Origin of the sequence: Acetobacter sicerae, assembly GCF_011516765.1 — a bacterium.
Classification (GTDB): Bacteria; Pseudomonadota; Alphaproteobacteria; order Acetobacterales; family Acetobacteraceae; genus Acetobacter; species Acetobacter sicerae.
Genome location: NZ_JAAABN010000007.1, coordinates 1 through 17,542 on the forward strand (window position 1 = coordinate 1; position 17,542 = coordinate 17,542).

21 protein-coding genes are annotated in these 17,542 nt (G+C 58.1%); 8 read left to right on the forward strand and 13 right to left on the reverse strand.

Going from position 1 to position 17,542, the window contains the following annotated elements; genetic code table 11:
• The first annotated feature begins 139 nt into the window (after positions 1-139).
• Positions 140-880, forward strand: coding sequence for a TlyA family RNA methyltransferase (locus GVI59_RS09200; protein ID WP_173573999.1), 741 nt, complete (start codon positions 140-142; stop codon positions 878-880).
• 191 nt (positions 881-1,071) lie between these two features.
• On the opposite strand, the gene GVI59_RS09205 is transcribed toward GVI59_RS09200, so the two are convergent.
• Together GVI59_RS09205 and GVI59_RS09210 are read right to left on the reverse strand one after the other, a co-directional pair.
• A complete protein-coding gene (locus GVI59_RS09205) occupies positions 1,072-2,016 on the reverse strand; it encodes a lysophospholipid acyltransferase family protein (RefSeq protein ID WP_194299087.1) in 945 nt (314 codons plus the stop codon).
• Positions 2,017-2,285: 269 nt separating this feature from the next.
• Entirely contained in the window at positions 2,286-2,783 is a 498-nt protein-coding gene (locus tag GVI59_RS09210; protein WP_173574001.1) for a peptide deformylase, read from the reverse strand.
• Between the two features lie 184 nt (positions 2,784-2,967).
• On the opposite strand from GVI59_RS09210, the gene rlmN reads away from it, so the two are divergent.
• The 4 genes from rlmN (at position 2,968) to GVI59_RS09230 (ending at position 6,067) form a co-directional block, all read left to right on the forward strand.
• Complete coding sequence (gene rlmN, locus GVI59_RS09215) at positions 2,968-4,149, forward strand: 23S rRNA (adenine(2503)-C(2))-methyltransferase RlmN (RefSeq protein ID WP_173574002.1); 1,182 nt, start codon at positions 2,968-2,970, stop codon at positions 4,147-4,149.
• 135 nt (positions 4,150-4,284) lie between these two features.
• Positions 4,285-5,157, forward strand: coding sequence for a CAF17-like 4Fe-4S cluster assembly/insertion protein YgfZ (gene ygfZ, locus GVI59_RS09220; protein WP_173574003.1), 873 nt, complete (start codon positions 4,285-4,287; stop codon positions 5,155-5,157).
• Positions 5,154-5,582 (forward strand): phosphoribosyl-AMP cyclohydrolase, encoded by a 429-nt coding sequence (gene hisI, locus GVI59_RS09225; protein ID WP_456304141.1) that lies wholly within the window; start codon positions 5,154-5,156, stop codon positions 5,580-5,582. Before ygfZ ends, hisI begins: the two co-directional genes overlap by 4 nt.
• Positions 5,583-5,671: 89 nt before the next feature.
• Positions 5,672-6,067 carry an acyl-CoA thioesterase gene (locus GVI59_RS09230; RefSeq protein WP_173574004.1) on the forward strand — a complete coding sequence of 132 codons (396 nt, stop codon included), beginning with the start codon at positions 5,672-5,674 and terminating at the stop codon, positions 6,065-6,067.
• A 51-nt stretch (positions 6,068-6,118) separates the two neighbouring features.
• On the opposite strand, the gene GVI59_RS09235 is transcribed toward GVI59_RS09230, so the two are convergent.
• Complete coding sequence (locus tag GVI59_RS09235) at positions 6,119-7,051, reverse strand: SDR family oxidoreductase (RefSeq protein ID WP_173574005.1); 933 nt, start codon at positions 7,049-7,051, stop codon at positions 6,119-6,121.
• 151 nt (positions 7,052-7,202) lie between these two features.
• On the opposite strand from GVI59_RS09235, the gene GVI59_RS09240 reads away from it, so the two are divergent.
• The gene (locus GVI59_RS09240) at positions 7,203-7,895 is read left to right on the forward strand and encodes a type 1 glutamine amidotransferase domain-containing protein (protein WP_173574006.1); all 693 of its coding nucleotides are present in this window, start codon (positions 7,203-7,205) and stop codon (positions 7,893-7,895) included.
• Here the strand turns inward: GVI59_RS09240 and GVI59_RS09245 are convergent.
• Positions 7,892-8,404 (reverse strand): MerR family transcriptional regulator, encoded by a 513-nt coding sequence (locus GVI59_RS09245; RefSeq protein ID WP_242013037.1) that lies wholly within the window; start codon positions 8,402-8,404, stop codon positions 7,892-7,894. The two genes, GVI59_RS09240 and GVI59_RS09245, sit on opposite strands and share 4 nt — an antisense overlap.
• Positions 8,405-8,496: 92 nt before the next feature.
• Between GVI59_RS09245 and GVI59_RS09250 the strand changes: the two genes are divergently transcribed.
• Positions 8,497-9,333, forward strand: a complete 837-nt coding sequence (locus GVI59_RS09250) for an alpha/beta fold hydrolase (protein ID WP_173574007.1) — start codon at positions 8,497-8,499, stop codon at positions 9,331-9,333.
• Positions 9,334-9,563: 230 nt separating this feature from the next.
• Here GVI59_RS09250 and rplT read toward each other — a convergent pair whose 3' ends face one another.
• From rplT to GVI59_RS09270, 4 genes are all read right to left on the reverse strand, one after another.
• Positions 9,564-9,923: a 50S ribosomal protein L20 gene (gene rplT / locus GVI59_RS09255; protein ID WP_173574008.1), complete on the reverse strand. Its 360-nt coding sequence runs from the start codon at positions 9,921-9,923 to the stop codon at positions 9,564-9,566.
• 14 nt (positions 9,924-9,937) lie between these two features.
• The gene (gene rpmI, locus GVI59_RS09260) at positions 9,938-10,141 is read right to left on the reverse strand and encodes a 50S ribosomal protein L35 (protein WP_010669172.1); all 204 of its coding nucleotides are present in this window, start codon (positions 10,139-10,141) and stop codon (positions 9,938-9,940) included.
• Between the two features lie 163 nt (positions 10,142-10,304).
• Complete coding sequence (locus tag GVI59_RS09265; RefSeq protein WP_173574009.1) at positions 10,305-11,651, reverse strand: autotransporter strand-loop-strand O-heptosyltransferase; 1,347 nt, start codon at positions 11,649-11,651, stop codon at positions 10,305-10,307.
• A gap of 101 nt (positions 11,652-11,752) precedes the next feature.
• The gene (locus tag GVI59_RS09270) at positions 11,753-12,250 is read right to left on the reverse strand and encodes a hypothetical protein (RefSeq protein ID WP_173574010.1); all 498 of its coding nucleotides are present in this window, start codon (positions 12,248-12,250) and stop codon (positions 11,753-11,755) included.
• A 203-nt stretch (positions 12,251-12,453) separates the two neighbouring features.
• On the opposite strand from GVI59_RS09270, the gene GVI59_RS09275 reads away from it, so the two are divergent.
• The gene (locus GVI59_RS09275) at positions 12,454-13,299 is read left to right on the forward strand and encodes an EcsC family protein (protein ID WP_173574011.1); all 846 of its coding nucleotides are present in this window, start codon (positions 12,454-12,456) and stop codon (positions 13,297-13,299) included.
• A gap of 102 nt (positions 13,300-13,401) precedes the next feature.
• Here GVI59_RS09275 and GVI59_RS09280 read toward each other — a convergent pair whose 3' ends face one another.
• From GVI59_RS09280 to GVI59_RS09300, 5 genes are all read right to left on the reverse strand, one after another.
• Positions 13,402-14,835 carry a mannose-1-phosphate guanylyltransferase/mannose-6-phosphate isomerase gene (locus GVI59_RS09280; RefSeq protein ID WP_242013038.1) on the reverse strand — a complete coding sequence of 478 codons (1,434 nt, stop codon included), beginning with the start codon at positions 14,833-14,835 and terminating at the stop codon, positions 13,402-13,404.
• A 247-nt stretch (positions 14,836-15,082) separates the two neighbouring features.
• Positions 15,083-15,415, reverse strand: a complete 333-nt coding sequence (locus GVI59_RS09285; RefSeq protein ID WP_173574013.1) for a hypothetical protein — start codon at positions 15,413-15,415, stop codon at positions 15,083-15,085.
• A gap of 161 nt (positions 15,416-15,576) precedes the next feature.
• Positions 15,577-15,873, reverse strand: coding sequence for an integration host factor subunit beta (gene ihfB / locus GVI59_RS09290; RefSeq protein WP_173574014.1), 297 nt, complete (start codon positions 15,871-15,873; stop codon positions 15,577-15,579).
• Positions 15,874-15,892: 19 nt separating this feature from the next.
• On the reverse strand, positions 15,893-16,864 hold the full coding sequence (sppA, locus tag GVI59_RS09295) for a signal peptide peptidase SppA (RefSeq protein WP_173574015.1): 972 nt from the start codon (positions 16,862-16,864) through the stop codon (positions 15,893-15,895).
• A 106-nt stretch (positions 16,865-16,970) separates the two neighbouring features.
• The gene (locus GVI59_RS09300; protein ID WP_173574016.1) at positions 16,971-17,435 is read right to left on the reverse strand and encodes a MucR family transcriptional regulator; all 465 of its coding nucleotides are present in this window, start codon (positions 17,433-17,435) and stop codon (positions 16,971-16,973) included.
• Positions 17,436-17,542: the final 107 nt, after the last annotated feature.

Here is a 17,542-nt window from a genome sequence, read left to right on the forward strand (position 1 = left end):
CATGACGCTCCCGGATATGTTCATCGACCATGACAGCCAGTTCGAGCAATACAACGTCGCACACCTCAACGCCCCATACATCGTCCAGACAGCGCTCGCAGCGCTGGGGGTGAGTGCGAGCGAGCAGATCGCCTGATTCATGGCGAAACGCCGCGTAGACCAGCTTCTCGTTGATCGGGGGCTGGTCGAAAGCCGCACGAAGGCGCAGGCCCTCATCATGGCGGGGCTTGTCTATACAAGTGACCGCCGTATCGCGAAGGCTGGCGACCAGATTGCCGAAGACGCTCCTCTGGCGCTCAAGGGGCAGGATCATCCGTGGGTTTCGCGGGGCGGTCTGAAACTCTCCCACGCTCTGCCGTTCTTCGGTTTTTCTGCTGAAGGCCGGATCGGTCTGGATGTAGGCGCGTCCACTGGCGGCTTTACCGATGTCCTTCTGACCAATGGTGCGAGCAAGGTTTATGCCGTTGATGTCGGGCATGGCCAGTTGGCGTGGAAACTGCGCTCCGATCCCCGTGTCGTGGTGATGGAAAAGCAGAACGCCCGGGCGCTGGACGCCACGCTTATCCCTGATCCCATCGGTGTGGTCGTGTGTGACGCCAGCTTTATCGGTCTGCGCACGGTGCTGCCTGCGGCTCTGTCACTCACCACACCGGACGCGTGGGCGGTCGCTCTCATCAAGCCTCAGTTCGAAGCCGGACGTGAGCATGTGGGCGCGAAAGGTGTCGTGCGTGATCCTGCCATTCATGAGCAGGTCTGCGCCATGATCTCCGACTGGTGGAAAACGCTGCCGGGATGGGAAGTTCTGGGCGTTGAAGCCAGCCCGATCACCGGGCCAGAAGGTAACCGTGAGTTTCTGATCGGCGCACGTCGGACCGGGTGAACAGAGGCCTTCCCTTGCCCTGAACAGTAACAGTTTCAAAAGAATATCATATAAATCAAAAGCTTTGGCCGCCGCCGCTTTTTTCAAAAAGGCGGTGTCTCTGAACCTTCCGAATGACCTGAGAAGAGCGAACGAAGAGTCGCTTCATTCCAGCCGAATGAGTGACCTTTTCGCCGCATGAAATGAACCATCTACGCGGCCATCTCCCGGTGCACTGTCGAACTCACGACCGTTTTCGGCCACCGACGATGGAACCACAGCCACTGTTGGGGCTCAGCCCTGATCCAGCCTTCAAGATGCGCGTTCACGGCTTTCATGATCGACAGTTGATCGGCTGTGCGCTCGCCTGTCGTGGTGAAATCCAGAGCAGGTTCACACACAAGCCGGAACCGGGCCTTGCCGATCCGCACGACATGGATCGGCACAATGTTACGCTCAAAGCGCGTCGCCAGTTGGGCGAGGGCAGGGGCCGTCCACGCCGTCTGTCCGAAGAAGGGAACAGCAATCCCGTCATTCATCTTCTGGTCCACCAGCAGTCCCAGCGTGCCGCCTGCGCTCAGATGGCCGATGATGTCCCTGGCGCCGCGAGCTCCTTTTGGAAACATTCGCGTGCCCGATCCCGCCTCACTCCGTAGGCGCTGGATCAGGCGTTCGATAACGGGATTTGACGATGCCCGGTAAACACCGCCAACCGGCAAACCGAGTGCGCCGGCGATGGGCAGAATCATTTCCCAGTTGCCCAGATGGGCCGAAAAGAACAGGGGCGGTAGGCCGTTTTTCTGCGCTGCGTCGATATGTTCCCGACCAGAAATCTCCCAGCCCGGTCCTGCTGGAGTGCATTCCATCTTTCGGAGATGGGAAAACTCTCCGATCACGCGCCCCAGATTGTTCCATGCGCCCCGGACAATTCTCTTCTGCTGCTGTCTGTCCATGTCGGGAAAGGCGAGGGTGAGATTGCCTCTGGCCACCCGCGAGACAGGCAGAAGCGGACCGATGGCCCCAGCAAGATGGCCGCCAATGCCGGAAGACAGCCCTATGCCGAGAAGGCGCATCAGGCCAACGGCGCCGTTGAACGCGAGTCCGGTCAGATAACCGCCAATGCGGTCTCTGCCGGTTGGCACAGCGATAGATGTCATGAAGGAGGGAAGAGTCCGAAACCGTCTGCCGTTTGCGCATGCAACGAGTGCGTCCACGGCCTGACAGGAGACATATCTCCTGTAGGGAACTGCCTGAAACGCATGAAGTGCCACCTGATGGGGAGGGACAGGGATAGGTCATCCTATGATGGGCAGGTTTATCAGGCCAGCGGCGGAAAGGGCGTAACGAATGATCTCGGAACTGATGTCTTCTGTCGCAGATAGAGGTGCGTGGGGCAGAACACTGGAAAAGAGGGGCGGCATGCAGACTATCGACGGCGGAGTTTCTCAAACTGAGCCATGACTTTCCCGCGCCTTAAAGGGGACAGTCGCAGGGTCCAGAACAGGCCGTTCAGCTGGTCGATCTCGTGCTGATGACAGGCAGCGCGCAGTCCCTCAGCGTCTTCGATATGCTCTGCGCCTTCAAGGTCGTGATAGCGCACACGGACACAGGCGGCCCGTTCGATCGGGCCGACGACGCCCGGCATGGAAATGCTGCCTTCTTCCAGACGAACTGTTTCCTTGGATGTCTCGACAATCTCAGGATTAACGTAGGTCTGCGGTTCGGGCGCATCAGGAAGCTCCAGAACGACGACACGTTGCGCAATGCCGATATGGGGAGCGGTGATCCCTATTCCGGGCGCGGCGCGCATGGTGTCGAGAAGGTCCGTGGCCAGAGACCGAAGCGCCTCGTCGAAGCAGGTGACGGGTTCGGCGACAAGCCGCAGCCTCTGATCAGGGAACATCACAATCGGGCGCAGGGCCATATAAGTCTCCATCTGGGTCAGGCGCAGAAATCAAGGTGCAGGGGCCTGCTGTGTAATGGGCGAGTATGCGGAAGAGAATGCGTGGTTGGGAATCGACTGCCGATTTTTCTCCATTTTCCCCGCAGTCCGTGGTAGGAGGCCGCCTTTCAGACTCTTTTTCGACTGAACAGGAAGATACAAGGTTATGAGCGACACGGACTTCGCGCTTGACGCCGCCGACCGGGAGCGGATTCTCGCGAAGTCGGCGCTGTTCTCCCCGCCACCGATCCAGCTTGCGGATGGTCGCCGTGATCTTGTGGGCCTGTCCCGCGAGGAACTGACCGAGGAACTGGTCGCCATCGGCGAGAAACCGTTCCGCACCAAGCAGCTCTGGCACTGGATCTACCATCAGGGCGTAACCGACTTCACGAAGATGAGCAGCATCGCCAAGCCGCTTCAGCAGAAGCTGATGGAGCGGTTCATTGTCGGGCGACCCGATCCGGCTGTTGTGCAGACCTCGCAGGACGAGACGCGCAAGTTCCTGTTCCGCTTCCGCGACGGGCAGGAAGCCGAGACCGTCTATATCCCGGACCGGCGCGAGGACCGTGGCGCTGTCTGTATTTCCTCACAGGTCGGTTGCACCCTGTCCTGCACCTTCTGTCACACCGGCACACAGAAGCTGGTGCGTAACCTTGGCGCGGCGGAAATCGTCGGCCAGTTCATGGCCGCGCGCGATTCCTACAACGAATGGCCCAGCCCGAAAGGCGATACGCCGCGTCTGCTGTCCACCATCGTGCTGATGGGCATGGGTGAGCCGCTCTATAACTACGAGAACGTGGCGAAAGCCATGCGGATCATCATGGATGGGGAGGGGATCGGCCTGTCGCGCCGCCGCATCACGCTGTCCACGTCCGGCGTCGTGCCGTTGATGGACCGCTGCGGCGATGAACTCGGCATCAATCTCGCGGTGTCGCTGCATGCCGTGCGCAATGACCTGCGTGACGAGATCGTGCCGCTCAACCGGAAATACCCCATTGAAGAGGTGATCGCAGCCTGTCGCCGCTACCCGGCGGCGAGCAACGCGCGGCGGATCACGTTCGAATACATCATGCTGCGGGGCATCAACGACAGCGAGGCCGACGCCCGCGAACTGGTGCGCCTGATTCGCGGTATTCCGGCCAAGGTGAACCTGATTCCGTTCAACGTCTGGCCCGGCAGCGACTACAAACCGTCCACGCGCGAACAGCAGGCGAAGTTTGCCCAGATCGTCATGGACGCTGGTTTCGCCTCTCCGATCCGCACGCCGCGTGGACGCGATATTCTGGCGGCCTGCGGTCAGCTGAAGACAGCCAGCGAAAGAAGTCGCCCTGTCCGGGAAGGGATATAAGGCGTCGCTAATAGGAAAGTGAGATTCCTTTCCTTAAAATGTAGAACTTGTCACTTGTATGGAGTGGGGTGAAGACCAATCTTCCGGACGCCTCTGCAGGAACGACGAGGTCAAAGACCTCCGGGAGATTGGAAAATGACTTATTTTGCTCACCTGACTGACCGGGCGGTGATTGCCGTCAGAGGTGAGGACCGCGTCAGGTTTCTTCAGGGACTGGTTTCCAACGATGTGGAAACCGTGGAGCCGGGGAAAGCTGTCTGGGCCGCTCTGCTCACGCCGCAGGGACGCTGGAAAGCCGACTTCTTCATTATCGCTGATCCTGACGAGCCCTGCCTTCTTCTCGACTGCGCGGCCTCGCAAAGCGCGATGCTGGTCGAAACCCTGTCGAAATTCCGTCTCCGCTCGGATGTGAGCATTCAGGAAACGCGTCTTGTCGTTCATGCGGCGTGGGGCGGGCTGCCTGATGTCGCGACCGTGGAAAACGCGATTGTCGTGCCGGACCCGCGCCTCCCGGAAGCGGGATGGCGTCTTCTCATGCTGGAGCCGTCCGCCGCAGCGAAAGCGGATGCCGGGACGTATGACCTGCACCGCCTCGTGCTGGGATTGCCTGACGGTGTCCGTGACTGTGAGCCGGAAAAGACCCTGCTGCTTGAAGCCAATTTCGATCTGCTCAACGGCATTTCGTGGACCAAGGGCTGTTACATGGGGCAGGAACTGACGGCGCGGACCCATTATCGCGGTCTGGTCAAGCGTCGGCTGGTGCCTGTCGCATCCGAAGCCGTGCTGCCTGCGCCGGGAACCACCGTGACCGCCGATGGTCGTGAGATCGGACAGATCCGTTCCAGTCACGATCATTGCGGGCTGGCGTTTCTGAAGCCCGACTCTGTGGACCTCCATCTGGAAGCAGCGGGCCACCGGATTGTGCCGCGTGTGCCGACATGGTTTACGACCGAACTGGCGGCAGAAAAAAGCAGCCAGACTGCTGGTGTGGGAGAAGCGTCATCGTGAAAAACGTTCGTCAGGAAACCGTCCGTCCAACGGCCGAGGCCGTCGATCGTGAGCTGGAGCGCGTCGCTTTTGATGCGAACGGGCTGGTCTGTGGCATCGCCCAGCAGCACGACAGTGGCGAAGTCCTGATGGTCGCCTGGCTGAACCGTGACGCGCTCAGGGAAACGCTGCTGACGGGGCGGGTCTGCTACTGGTCGCGCAGCCGTCAGTCCCTGTGGCGCAAGGGCGAGACGTCCGGGCAGGTGCAGAAGCTGGTCGAAGCCCGTCTCGACTGTGATGGCGATGCGGTCCTGCTGCTCGTGGATCAGACAGGCGTGGCCTGTCACACCGGACGGCGTAGCTGTTTCTACCGGCAGTTCGGACCGGATGGTCTGGAAACGATTTCGGACCCGCTTGTCACGCCGGAAGCGCTCTACAGTCACTGAGCAGAACGCACCCAACGAGGACGTCAGTTGCCGACGGCATCCTTTTCGCCCATTCTCGATCGGCTGCGCCAGGTGAAGTGAGGACGTTCATGCTGTCAAATGAGATCAAAGAGCCGTCGGGTGAACTGACCATCCGGGTCATCGCCATGCCGAGCAATACGAACGCCGCAGGCGATGTCTTTGGCGGCTGGGTCATGTCCCAGATGGATCTGGCGGCAGGCTCGGCGGCGGGGATTCGTGCCGCCGGCGCAAAGACCGTGACAGTTGCCATTGACGGCGTGTCCTTCCTTGCGCCGATGGCGGTTGGCGATGAACTGTCGGTCTATACGGATATTCTCAAGGTCGGCCGCACCTCCATGACGATCGGTGTGCAGGCTTGGCGGCGGGTCAGGCAGTCACATGAGCGGCAACTGGTGACGCATGGCAAGTTCGTGTTTGTGGCTGTGGGCGAGGATAACCGGCCGGTAGAGATTCCTGCAGGTTAGGATACGTCTCTATTCTGAATGCCCCTGACCATAACGATCTGAAGCAAGGCTTTATTTATCTCTCCACTCCTTCCTGATCAGTTCCAGACCCTCCTCATATGTCGTGACGGAAAACGCGGGGAAACGGCGTTTGAATTTCGTTGAGTCGAAGAGATTGTCCTGCTCGTAGCGTGGCAGCAGTTCCCTTATCTCCCGCACCTTTTTTGAGAAAATGCCTGCGATGATCAGTGGCCATCTGCCGATGACCGAATAGGAAGGCGTGCGTCCGAAAATCCTGCTCGCCATGGTGACGAATGTCTTATAGGTCGGTCGATCATCACAGCATGGCAGATGCCAGGTCTGGCCATAAGCATCCGGCGTATTGCCCAGAGTCGCCAGTCCGCGGCTCGCATCCGGCGTCCAGATGAGAGTCCGGCGCGTATCGTCACGGACCGGGACCAGAGGTCTTCTGCCTGCTTTCAGCCTGTCAATAATCAGGGCGTTGGTGAAGCTCTGCGTTTTTCCCGGACCGTAGAATTCCGGTGCGCGGGCGATGAGCACCGGGATGTCTCCCCGCGCCATTTCTTCCAGCACCATGGACGCCATTGCGGCGCGTACCCGTCCTTTCCGACCAACCGGAGCGAAGCGCGTTTCCTCAGTCTGGATCTGGCTGTTCTGAGGATACATGTACGTATTGTCGAAATAGGCAAAACTGGCCCTCGCCACCCGGCACGCTAGCAAGGCGTTCTTCAGCATGACCGGAAACTGCTCTTCCCAGAGCGTGCTGTCAGGGGGGAGGCCGGCCGTGAAATAGACAATCCGGCTGCCTTTCACCGCCTGAGCCGTCTGCCCTGCATCAAGCAGGTTCGCCGCCATGAGCATGTCGTCGTCATTGACCTTGCGGGGATTGCGGCTCACGAGCCGCAGGCCGCCTGTATGATGCTGATGCAATGTCCGCGCCAGTTCCGTAGCGATCTGGCCATTTGCTCCCAGAATTGTCTGCATGTGGGGCTGCCTCCGTGGTGCCGAGCAGGTTTGCCCTTACAACGCTAACGTTGAAGCCAGGTTGAATGTCAAACGACAGATTGACCTTCAACCGGCCTTGAACGTTACAGAATGGTCGTCCGAGCACCCTGCCGTATGAAAGGGACAAGCCATGAGCCGCCGTATCCTTCACGTCGCCACCAATATCGCGCATTTTGACAATCCCGCGCATCCGGCCGGATTATGGCTGTCGGAACTCACTCATGCTTGGGACGTGTTTGCCGCCAGAGGTTATGAGCAGCGCATTGTCAGTCCCAGGGGTGGCAAGGTTCCACTTGATCCGCGTGCGTTGAAATGGCCGATGCGCGATGCCTCCTCCAGAGTCTGGCTGGCCGATCCGGCGAAGATGGCTCTGTTGTCTGCAACGGCCTGTCCCGCAGACATCAATCCGCAGGATTATGATGCGATCTACTTTACCGGCGGTCATGGCGTGATGTGGGACTTTCCGGACAGTGAAGACCTTCAGGCCATCACGCGTGCAGTGTGGGAAAGGGGCGGCATTGTTTCCGCTGTCTGTCATGGATATTGCGGACTTCTGAACACCCGGCTTGCAGACGGTTCTTTTCTGATATCCGGGCGCAAAATCACCGGATTTTCGTGGGTCGAGGAAAGGCTGGCGGGCGTCTCCCGGGAAATACCCTACAACGCGGAAGCTGAAGTGAAGGCACGGGGGGCGCTTTACGAAAAAGCCCTTCTGCCGTTCATGTCCCATGTCGTGGCGGATGGAAAACTGGTGACGGGCCAGAACCCTTTTTCCGCCAGAGCGACCGCAGGAAAAGTCGCGTCTCTTCTGGGAGGGCTTTAAGGCGAAACAGCTTTTTTACTGCGCTTCCTGCTCACGGACAGACGATGATCCGTCCTGTCCAGAAGACGCACATCGTCAGGTGTGACGTCCAGATTGTCGGAAGGTCCCGCAAGCACATTCGTCAGGACACGATGGGCGTTGGCCGCACAGTCCATGTCGTCGGGGCGCGCCTGAATGTCTTCCATCAGACGAAGGAGCTGGGCTTTGCTTTGGGCGAGACGTGCCTGCAGCGCCTCGATATCCGCAATCTTGCGTGTCAGTGCGTCCATGAGCGCATCATGGTCCCAGTGTTGCAGATCAGAGGGCAGCAGGGTGCGGATTTCATCCAGCGTAAATCCGGCCCGTTGCGCCGTTGTGATGAGGCCCAGAAGCAGCACGGCCTGTGGCGGATAGGTGCGGTATCCGTTGGAACGACGATCAACCGTTTTCAGCAGTCCGATGCGCTCATAAAACCGGATTTTGGACGTCGTAAGACCGGTTTGCTGCGCCAGTTCTCCAATCTTCATCATCTGTCTTCTGTTACAAATTCATCTTGACGTTGAACTTATGTTCAACGTTAGCGTCTGAGTACTATCAGTTCTGAATGCTCAGGAGAAGTATCATGCCATTCGTCACGACATCCGACGGCACAGAGATTTTTTACAAGGACTGGGGACCGAAGGATGCCCAGCCGATCGTCTTCCATCATGGCTGGCCGCTCAGCGCCGATGACTGGGACACGCAGATGCTGTTCTTCCTGAGCAAGGGATTTCGCGTCATTGCGCATGACCGTCGCGGTCACGGACGTTCGGCGCAGGTGAGCGATGGTCATGACATGGACCATTACGCGGCCGACGCATCGGCTGTTGTCGAACATCTCGATCTGAAGAACGCCATTCATGTCGGCCATTCGACAGGAGGAGGGCAGGTTGCCCGTTATGTCGCGAAATATGGTCAGCCGCAGGGACGTGTTGCCAAAGCCGTGCTCGTCAGTTCAGTGCCGCCTCTGATGGTCCAGACGGATCGCAGCCCGGAAGGCGCACCGATCGAAGTACTGGACGGACTGCGTGCCGGACTGGCGGCCAACCGCGCACAGTTCTTTCTGGATGTGGCGAGCGGCCCGTTTTACGGTTTCAACCGTTCGGAAGCGGACATTTCTGAAGGGACGATCCGTAACTGGTGGCGTCAGGGTATGATGGGCAGTGCCAAGGCTCATTATGAAGGGATCAGGGCCTTCTCAGAAACCGACCAGACCGAAGACCTGAAGGCCATCACAGTGCCCGTTCTTGTGCTGCAGGGCGACGATGATCAGGTCGTGCCTTACAAAAATGCGGCAATTCTTCAGGACAAACTGCTTCAGAACAGCACGTTGAAAATCTATCCCGGTTACCCGCATGGCATGCACACGACCCATGCAGACGTCATCAATGCCGATATTCTGGCGTTCATCACCGGATGAAACGCGTAACGTCCTGATGTCACTCTTCTCGCTTGGCAGGTGAAGGCTTTGTCGCCTCACCTGTCTGGTGACTGATGTGAAATTTTTCCGGCACGGCAGGCTTGAAGATAACGTTGCTTACAGACGTGATGTCTTGAAACAGTTGTGAGAATGCGCATCGGGTGCTCATCCACCAATAAAAAAAGCCGCCCGGTGAGGCGGCTTTCTTATAGCATCCGTGAGGACAGCAATCAGGCGGCGAGAGCAGCCTGAGCCTTCTTCACGATTTCACCGAAGGTGGCGGCGTCATCGAATGCGATGGCGGCCAGAACCTTACGGTCGATCTCGATGCCAGCCTTGTCCAGACCGTTGATGAAACGGCTGTAGGTCAGGCCATGCTCGCGAACGGCAGCGTTGATACGCTGGATCCACAGAGCGCGGAATTCGCGCTTCTTGTTACGACGATCGCGGTATGCGTACTGAAGCGACTTTTCGAGACGCTCGATCGCAATGCGATAGTTCGTGGAGGAACGTCCACGGAAGCCCTTGGAGAGCTTGAGAACCTTCTTGTGACGGGCGTGCGTCGTTACGCCCCGCTTAACACGTGCCATTTATAAAGTGCTCCTCAAGCCAGCCCGTAGGGGGCCCACTGCTTCACAGTCTTGGCGTCCATTTCCGTCATGGTCTGAGGACCACGGTTGGTGCGCTTCATCTTCTGCGAACGGTTGATAAGGCCGTGGCGCTTGTTGCCAGGACCGCAGAGCACTTTGCCGGTCGCGGTGATCTTGAACCGCTTCTTGACCGACGATTTCGTCTTCATCTTGGGCATTTCAGTCTCCTTGACGTAAGGCTGTTTCCCTCCCGAAGGATCAAAACAGCAAAGCACGGCCGGGCATGCCCCACAGGCCCGGACGCGTGAAGGAAAGGCGCTCTTACAGAATAGCGCCCGGCTTTTCAAGTCTTTTCACCGGATGAGGCTCTCTGTGAGTCACTCAGGCCGGATGGCTGACCTTTTTGCCCGAAACGGCGTCAGGATCGCGCACGGGAAAGCCCGGGATCGTTTTGATAACCCGCTTCAGATGCTCCACCGTGATCAGGCGCGTGCATTCAAACTGACGTGGCGTGCCGGCATGACGGGGACACCACAGGAAATCCTTGTGATCGAAGCGGTGTGTCGGGTCATTCCAGCAGGAATTGCAGGCATGCCAGTTCACAATGCGCCACGGCGTGTGAAATTCATTGGTGGGGTGGGTAAACCCTGCAATCATCACGACCCTGCAGCGTGCGGCCCATGCCAGCCAGGACAGACCGCTGGAGAGACCGATGAAAAATTCGGCATGGCGCAGCCATCGGACGCGCTCCGCCAGCGACCGGTCGCCCGTCTGGTCTTCTGCGCCAAAGGGAATCTGGTTCCAGACGATACCAGTGCCATGAACAGGCTTCTGGTCAATGCAGATCACCCGGTAACCGCAGTCTTTCAGATACGCGACAAGCTGTAGCCACCCGCTCGGATTGTTCCAGTATTTACACTGTGAACTGCTCTGGGCGGCGATACAGACGTAAGGCTCTTCAATAGGACGGGTAGGGTCCTCGTCCGGGGCGATGACTGGCGGCTCTTCCGTCGGATCGACCCCGAGGATGTAGCCCGCAGTCCGGTGCAGGCCGACAAGACGGAAATCGGTGGGCTGCCAGATATTGGCCTGATCGTCGAAAAACAGGCCGATTGTATAGGTCGCGTAGAAGGTCTTGAGCGTCTCGCTGTTTTCGATCTCTTCGGGGGTGACGAAAATGATATGCGGGTAGGAGCTCTTGAACAGCGGGATGATCGGGGCGGCCATCACGCATGTCACCTTGCAGTCATGCACCTCCGCAAAACGCGCGACATACGGAAACCAACCCAGTGTATCGCCCAGCGTACCGACCGGAAGCTGAATCAGGACCGACTGATTCCGGCAGTCATATTCATGGGACAGGACAAGGGTGCCTGCTTCATCATGGACCTGAATGCCGAAGCGGACATAGAAACGTTTTGAGCTGTTGACGTTGGCTCTGCCTGTCGTCGTTTCGAACAGAATATTCCCTGTATCGAGATCCTTGAGGCGAATCGTCCATTTGCCATCCGGCAGGGCGACGCGGCAACCGAGATTGAAATCGTAGCGGATACCTGCCGGCCCCACCTGAGTGGGAAGCTTGGCTGGACCGATGAAAGCACCCTTTTCGGGCTTTGTTTCCGTATTGCCGTCACTGGCGCCGGAAGCTCCTCCGGAAGAAGCATTGGCCGGAGGAACGGGCGCATCCGTGACCGGAGCATCAGAGAGTGTGGCTTCTGTGGCAGACATACGGCTCTTGATAATCAGAAGGTTTCAGATCGCAGGCGTCTTAGCTGTTAAATGCGGAATGTTATAAGAAATAGATAATGACAATCTGAAGCCAGTCGCCGTTAAGGTTCTCCGGCCGCTCCGGCGCTACCGACAGCATCTCCACCCCGGCCAGCCCGACCTGCATAGTTGCGATAGGCGAAAGGCGCGTTGTAGGGCGCTGCGACCGGCGCGATGAATTTGACTGGCACGCCAAAGAAATCGAACTGCGTGGCCCCGTTGTTGGCGTCCCGTGGAATCTGCTGCGCCTCGATGGACGGCAGCGGCTCGCCATGCGGCGTTTTGCGGATATCCAGGGAATAATGGGATTCTATGGTTTCATCGATATCTTCGACAGGCTCATACCCGTCCGGCGGCGGCGGAGCGCCTTCCTGCGATTCCAATGAGCGGGCTGTCGTCGCCGGCGCAAGCCTGCCGGATGACAGGTCAGTCGGATCAGCAGGCTGCGCTGCTGCTTTGTGACGCGGCGTGTGTGACGCCGCCGTCGCAGGACGACACAGCACTGGCGCGGCCAGAAGGGCGGCGAGAGCGAGCCCGGCGGCTGCTTTTTCCAGAGCCATTCTGACCGGGCTCCTTAAAGCAAGAGGTGACCTCATGGCGGTGGGTGATAACATGGTCATGATGCCTTCCTGACACGGCGATAACGCCAAAGTCGACCGTATGGCGCTTGCGGTCAATGAATGTTTCCGCAACCTTGCGCGAACGAAAGCGCTTATATTTATAAGTAGCAACACATGAGCCAGCTGGAACAGGATACCTTCCGATGACCGTAAGCACAGGACAACAACTTGCTCCATTAGCTCTCACGGATGGGCAGATCCTGGAGCTTGAAAATGCGCTGAAGCAGGTGGAGGCTGGACGGGGCGTTCTGGTCCGTATGGCCGACCTGATGGGCGGTGCGGTCGGGCATGCCACGCGACTCGGTCTGCGTGGACTGGGGATGACGCCCCGTGTTCAGGACAAGCTCAAGGGTATTGCCGAGACGGCCATCGCCCGGTCATTCGATGTGGCGATTCTGGGCATGTCCGGTACGCTGGACGCCGCCGCCAGCGGCGAAGCGGCCGATCGTTCGGCGGGCAAGGGCGTGCGGGAGAAGGCGTTGCAGGCTGCTGTCGCCGTATCGGGTGCTGTCGGCGGTTTCGCCGGTCTCGCCGGACTGGCGCCGGATATCAGCTTCACCACGCTGACCATCATGCGTGAGATCGCCCGCATCGCCCGCGAGGAAGGGGAGGATCTGTCTGATCCTGATGCCCGTCGCGCCTGTCTCGAAGTCTTTGCGCTGCGGGCGTTCCCCAATATCGGTGAGGGACGGGAGAGTGAGCTGGGATATTTCTCCGCCCGCACAGTACTGCGTGGCCGTCCGGTGGTCATGCTGATTTCCGAGGTCGCGTCGCATTACGGGCTGGCGCTGGGCCAGAAGATCTCCCTGCAACTGATGCCTGTTGCGGGCGCGCTTTGCGGGGCGTCCCTGAACGCCGCCTTCCTCGCCCATTATCAGGCTTTGGCGCGTGCGCACTTCACCATCCGTCGTCTGGAGCGTGAGCACGGCCCGACGGTGCGTGATACCGCAGTCGCGCTGCGCGATCTGGCGAGTGCGCAGGACGACTGATTTTCGGGCCGCTGTCCGGCTGCGATCTTCACCAGAACAAGAGAGGGGGCTTTCTTTCGGGAAAGCCCCCTCTCCTGTGTTCAGCTTATGGATGGAAAGGCGTCAGGAGCGGTTATAGGTATCCTCAAGCCGCACGATATCGTCCTCACCCAGATAGGCGCCCGTCTGCACTTCGATCAGGGTCAGCGGAATCTTGCCGGGGTTTTCCATGCGGTGGATACAACCTTGCGGCAGATAGATGCTCTCGTTCTCCCTTACGAGCACCTTGTCCTCATCCCGTGTCACCAGCGCGACGCCACCGACCACAATCCAGTGTTCGGCACGGTGGAAGTGCTTCTGAAGAGAGAGTTTCTCTCCCGGCTGAACGACAATCCGTTTGACCTGAAACCGGTCATTCTGGATCAGGCTCTCGTAGAATCCCCACGGGCGATAGCAACGGTTATGGCTCGCGGCTTCAGGACGTTTCGCCTTTTTCAGCCGATCGACGATTTTCTTGACGTCCTGAGCCCGGTCACGATGTGTGACCAGAACGGCGTCGTCCGTCGTCACGACAACCAGATCATCGACCCCGGCGACCGCTGTGAGGTATTTCTCTGACCGCACATAGCTGTTTTTCGAATCTTCGATCAGGACATCACCGACGGCGACATTCCCTGATGCGTCTTTCGGGCTGATATCCCACAGCGCATCCCAGCTTCCGACATCGGACCAGCCAAGATCTGCTGGCACCACGGCGACACTGCTGCTGCGTTCGGCGATGGCGTAATCGATCGAAATGTCCGGTGCGGTCTTGAACTCCTCGACGCCGAGACGTTCAAAGAAAAGATCGCCCTTCCGCGCTTCGAAGGCTGCCCGCACGGCGGTCATGACTTCCGGGGCATGCTCTTCCATCTCGCGAATCAGGGTGTCCGCTTTGAACACGAACATGCCGGAGTTCCACAGATAGTCACCAGACTTGAGGAAGAATTCGGCCTGCTCCGTATCGGGTTTTTCCCGGAAAGCCTTCACTGTGGAGATGCCTTCAAGTCCGGGGATTGTCTCTCCGACTTCGATGTAGCCATATCCGGTCTCAGGTCGCGTCGGTTTCATGCCGAATGTTACGACCAGCCCCTGTTCAGCACCGGCGATTGCATTCTGCATGGCGGCGTTCAGGGCTTCCGGTTTTGTGATGGCGGCGTCGGCGGCCATGAGCCAGAGCACAGCCTGCGGGTCCGTCTGGGCGACGAGCAGGGCGGCGGCGGCGATGGCGGGCGCAGAGTTGCGGCCCACCGGTTCCAGCAGGATTTTAGGTGACTCTATTCCTGCCTCGCGCAGTTGTTCCGCAATCAGGAAGCGATGCTCCTCGTTGCAGACGATCACGGGTGCGGAGAGAGAAACACCCCGTGCTCTCAGAGCAGTTTCCTGCAAAAGGGACTGGGCGCTTAGTAAAGGCCACAGTTGCTTGGGAAAACTCGCACGTGACATTGGCCACAAGCGGGTTCCCGATCCCCCTGAAAGAATGACGGGTATGACGGTCGAAGCATTTTTGTCTGCCATCTGGATCCCTGTTCTGCTCATGGCGAAGCCTGTTTCCTGTTGCATTTCAGACGCCCGGTCTGATGGATGCGTCGAGAAAACATTTTTGTCGCAGGCCGCTAATGCAGGGAACCTAGCCTAACACAGATCGGGATGAAATCCGTTCGATCACAAATCTCGACTGAGGGAAGAGGGAAATACTGCATCGCAATGAGCAGTTTTTCCGTGTGGTGAGCAGAATCTCATAAATAATGAAGTGAAGAAGGCTTTATCCGCGGCGGCGGATATGTTTTCCCGGCAGGCAGCCGTGCTTGCCATCCGTGTAGTAGATGGCGCGTCCTACGGGAGCCAGCAGTTTTCCATGAGAGCCGATCGCGCCCAGAGTACGGCCATGCGTTACAATAACAGAACCGCCAGACAGACAGCCCTGTAACGCCGATTTTTTGTGATGATGTGTTTTGCTGTGCGGTGCAGCACGCTGTGAGGAGGGATGCACCGATACAGTGCGTGCCTGCGCATCTGCCGGAACAGTCAGGCAGGCCAGAAGCAGCAGGCCTGCGGCTTTCGACGCGCTGCTCCTCAGGTTTTTCGCCTGCTTCAAGCAACAATCTGACAAGCCGTACACGAAAGCCATAACAGCGCCCGAAAAAACGGCCATCGGAAACTGACCGTGGAATGAGATCAGTTACTAACAGTATATCAGAAGCACGCACAAGGCATGTGAAATGAGGGTATCAATCCCACTCAATCGCCTGATGACGGCTATTCGTCCTCAGGCGTTGCTCCATTGACACGTTCGCGAAGCTCTTTTCCTGCCTTGAAAAAAGGCACGAACTTTTCGTCCACAGAAACAGACTCACCAGTGCGGGGATTGCGTCCCGCTCTGGCTTCCCGTTTCTTGACGGTAAAAGCCCCGAAGCCACGGAGTTCGACACGATCTCCGCGTGCAAGCGCACTTGTCAGTTCGTCGAAAATCGTATGAACGATTAATTCAACGTCCTTGAGTAAAAGATGAGGGTTCGCCGCTGCTATCTCAGCGACAAGTTCGGATCTGGTCATCTCGCCTCCCCGCCGAGAACTAAGGTTTCCAGATCGAAACTGCGCCGTCAATAGCTGCATGCGTCTGAGGCAGAAAAATGTCCGCATCAAGGCCGAGCCATGACATGACCTGTCCCCCAAACCATCCGAATATACGGCGCTTCAGGGTGAACGTCTTGCGTTCCTCGCCAATCGTCACGATTTTCGGCTCACCTGACAGGCCGGAGGCTTTGCTCAGCCAGTTCCGGGCGTCTTCCTGTCCACCAATACTGTCGATCAGTCCGACTTTCAGCGCCTGCTCGCCTGTATAGGGGCGGCCATCAGCCAGAGAGCGTACTTTATCTTCAGGCATATGGCGACCGGTAACGACCATCGCGACAAACTGATCGTAAAGATTGCTGACAACGCCCTGAAGCATGACATGACCTTCAGGAGAAATCGGTTTTGTGAGGGAAGGCTGGCCCTTGAGCGGTCCGGACACCAATTCCTGAACATTGACGCCGATCTTGCTCAGAATTCCGGAGAATTCCGGCGCTTCCATCAGGACGCCAATGGAGCCGGTCAACGTGCTGCGTTCGGCAAAAATACGTTTGGATGGCAGAGCGATCATGTACCCTGCGGAAGCGCCCATGCCTCCCATTGTGGTGACTACAGGCTTGTCGTGCGCAAACCGTTCCACTGCGTCGTGCAGTTCTTCGCCGCCGGTTACAGCGCCGCCGGGGCTGTCGATATCGAGCAGCAGTCCTTTGACGTTTTGATCTTTGTCAGCATCGGCCAGAGCTTTTGTCCAGCGAGAGACATCCGAGCCGATCATGCCGTGGACTTTTAACTGTACAAGATGAGGCGTGCTTTTCCCGGCGCCATTGCGCCAGCTCCCGTTGCCGGATTGCTGGCCATATCGTCCGGCAATCATGACAGACACGGCAACCGCTGCGATTGCGCCAATCCGCCAGCGACGCAGTCTCCGCTTCTGAACAGAGTACGCCACGGTCTCGTCAACGCCTGAACTCATTACAGTTTATTCCAGCACAATACTAAAGGTTCACGGAAAACTGTTTCCATGAAGAAATCTTCGGCATGACTTCAGGGGAGATGAAGTCATGCCGATGTGATAGATTTTACTGAGCTTTGCGACCACGACGACGCGGCGTGGTGTCATCGTTCTCGGAAGCAGCGCTGGAGGCGCTGATCTTGCGGCCGAGACCGATTTCACGGGCAAGCGTTGAACGACGCTCGGCATAGTTGGGAGCGACCATGGGGTAGTCTGTGGGCAGACCCCAACGCTCACGATACTGCTCAGGCGTCATGCCATAGGCGCTCTGCAGATGACGCTTCAGCATTTTCAGCTTTTTACCATCTTCCAGGCAGACGATGTAGTCAGGGAAGACGGAGCGCTTCACCGGAACGGCAGGCTGCAGCTTCTCTGGCTCAGGGGCCGCCTGTCCGGCTGTCTCGAGAGCCGTGAAAACGTCACGGATCAGACCGGGAAGCGTCTCTGCAGATGCAGAGTTGTTTGAAACATGAGCAGAAACGATTTGCGCTGTCAGTTCGAGCAGAGGTGAGATGGGTTTATTTTCAGACATCAAAAAAACTCCGTTACACTTTAAAACAATTCAGCGCACATTTACAGAAAATCGAGAGGAGCCTATGCGGCTCTATCTGTTCAAATAATGAAGTATGCTTCTTGGTG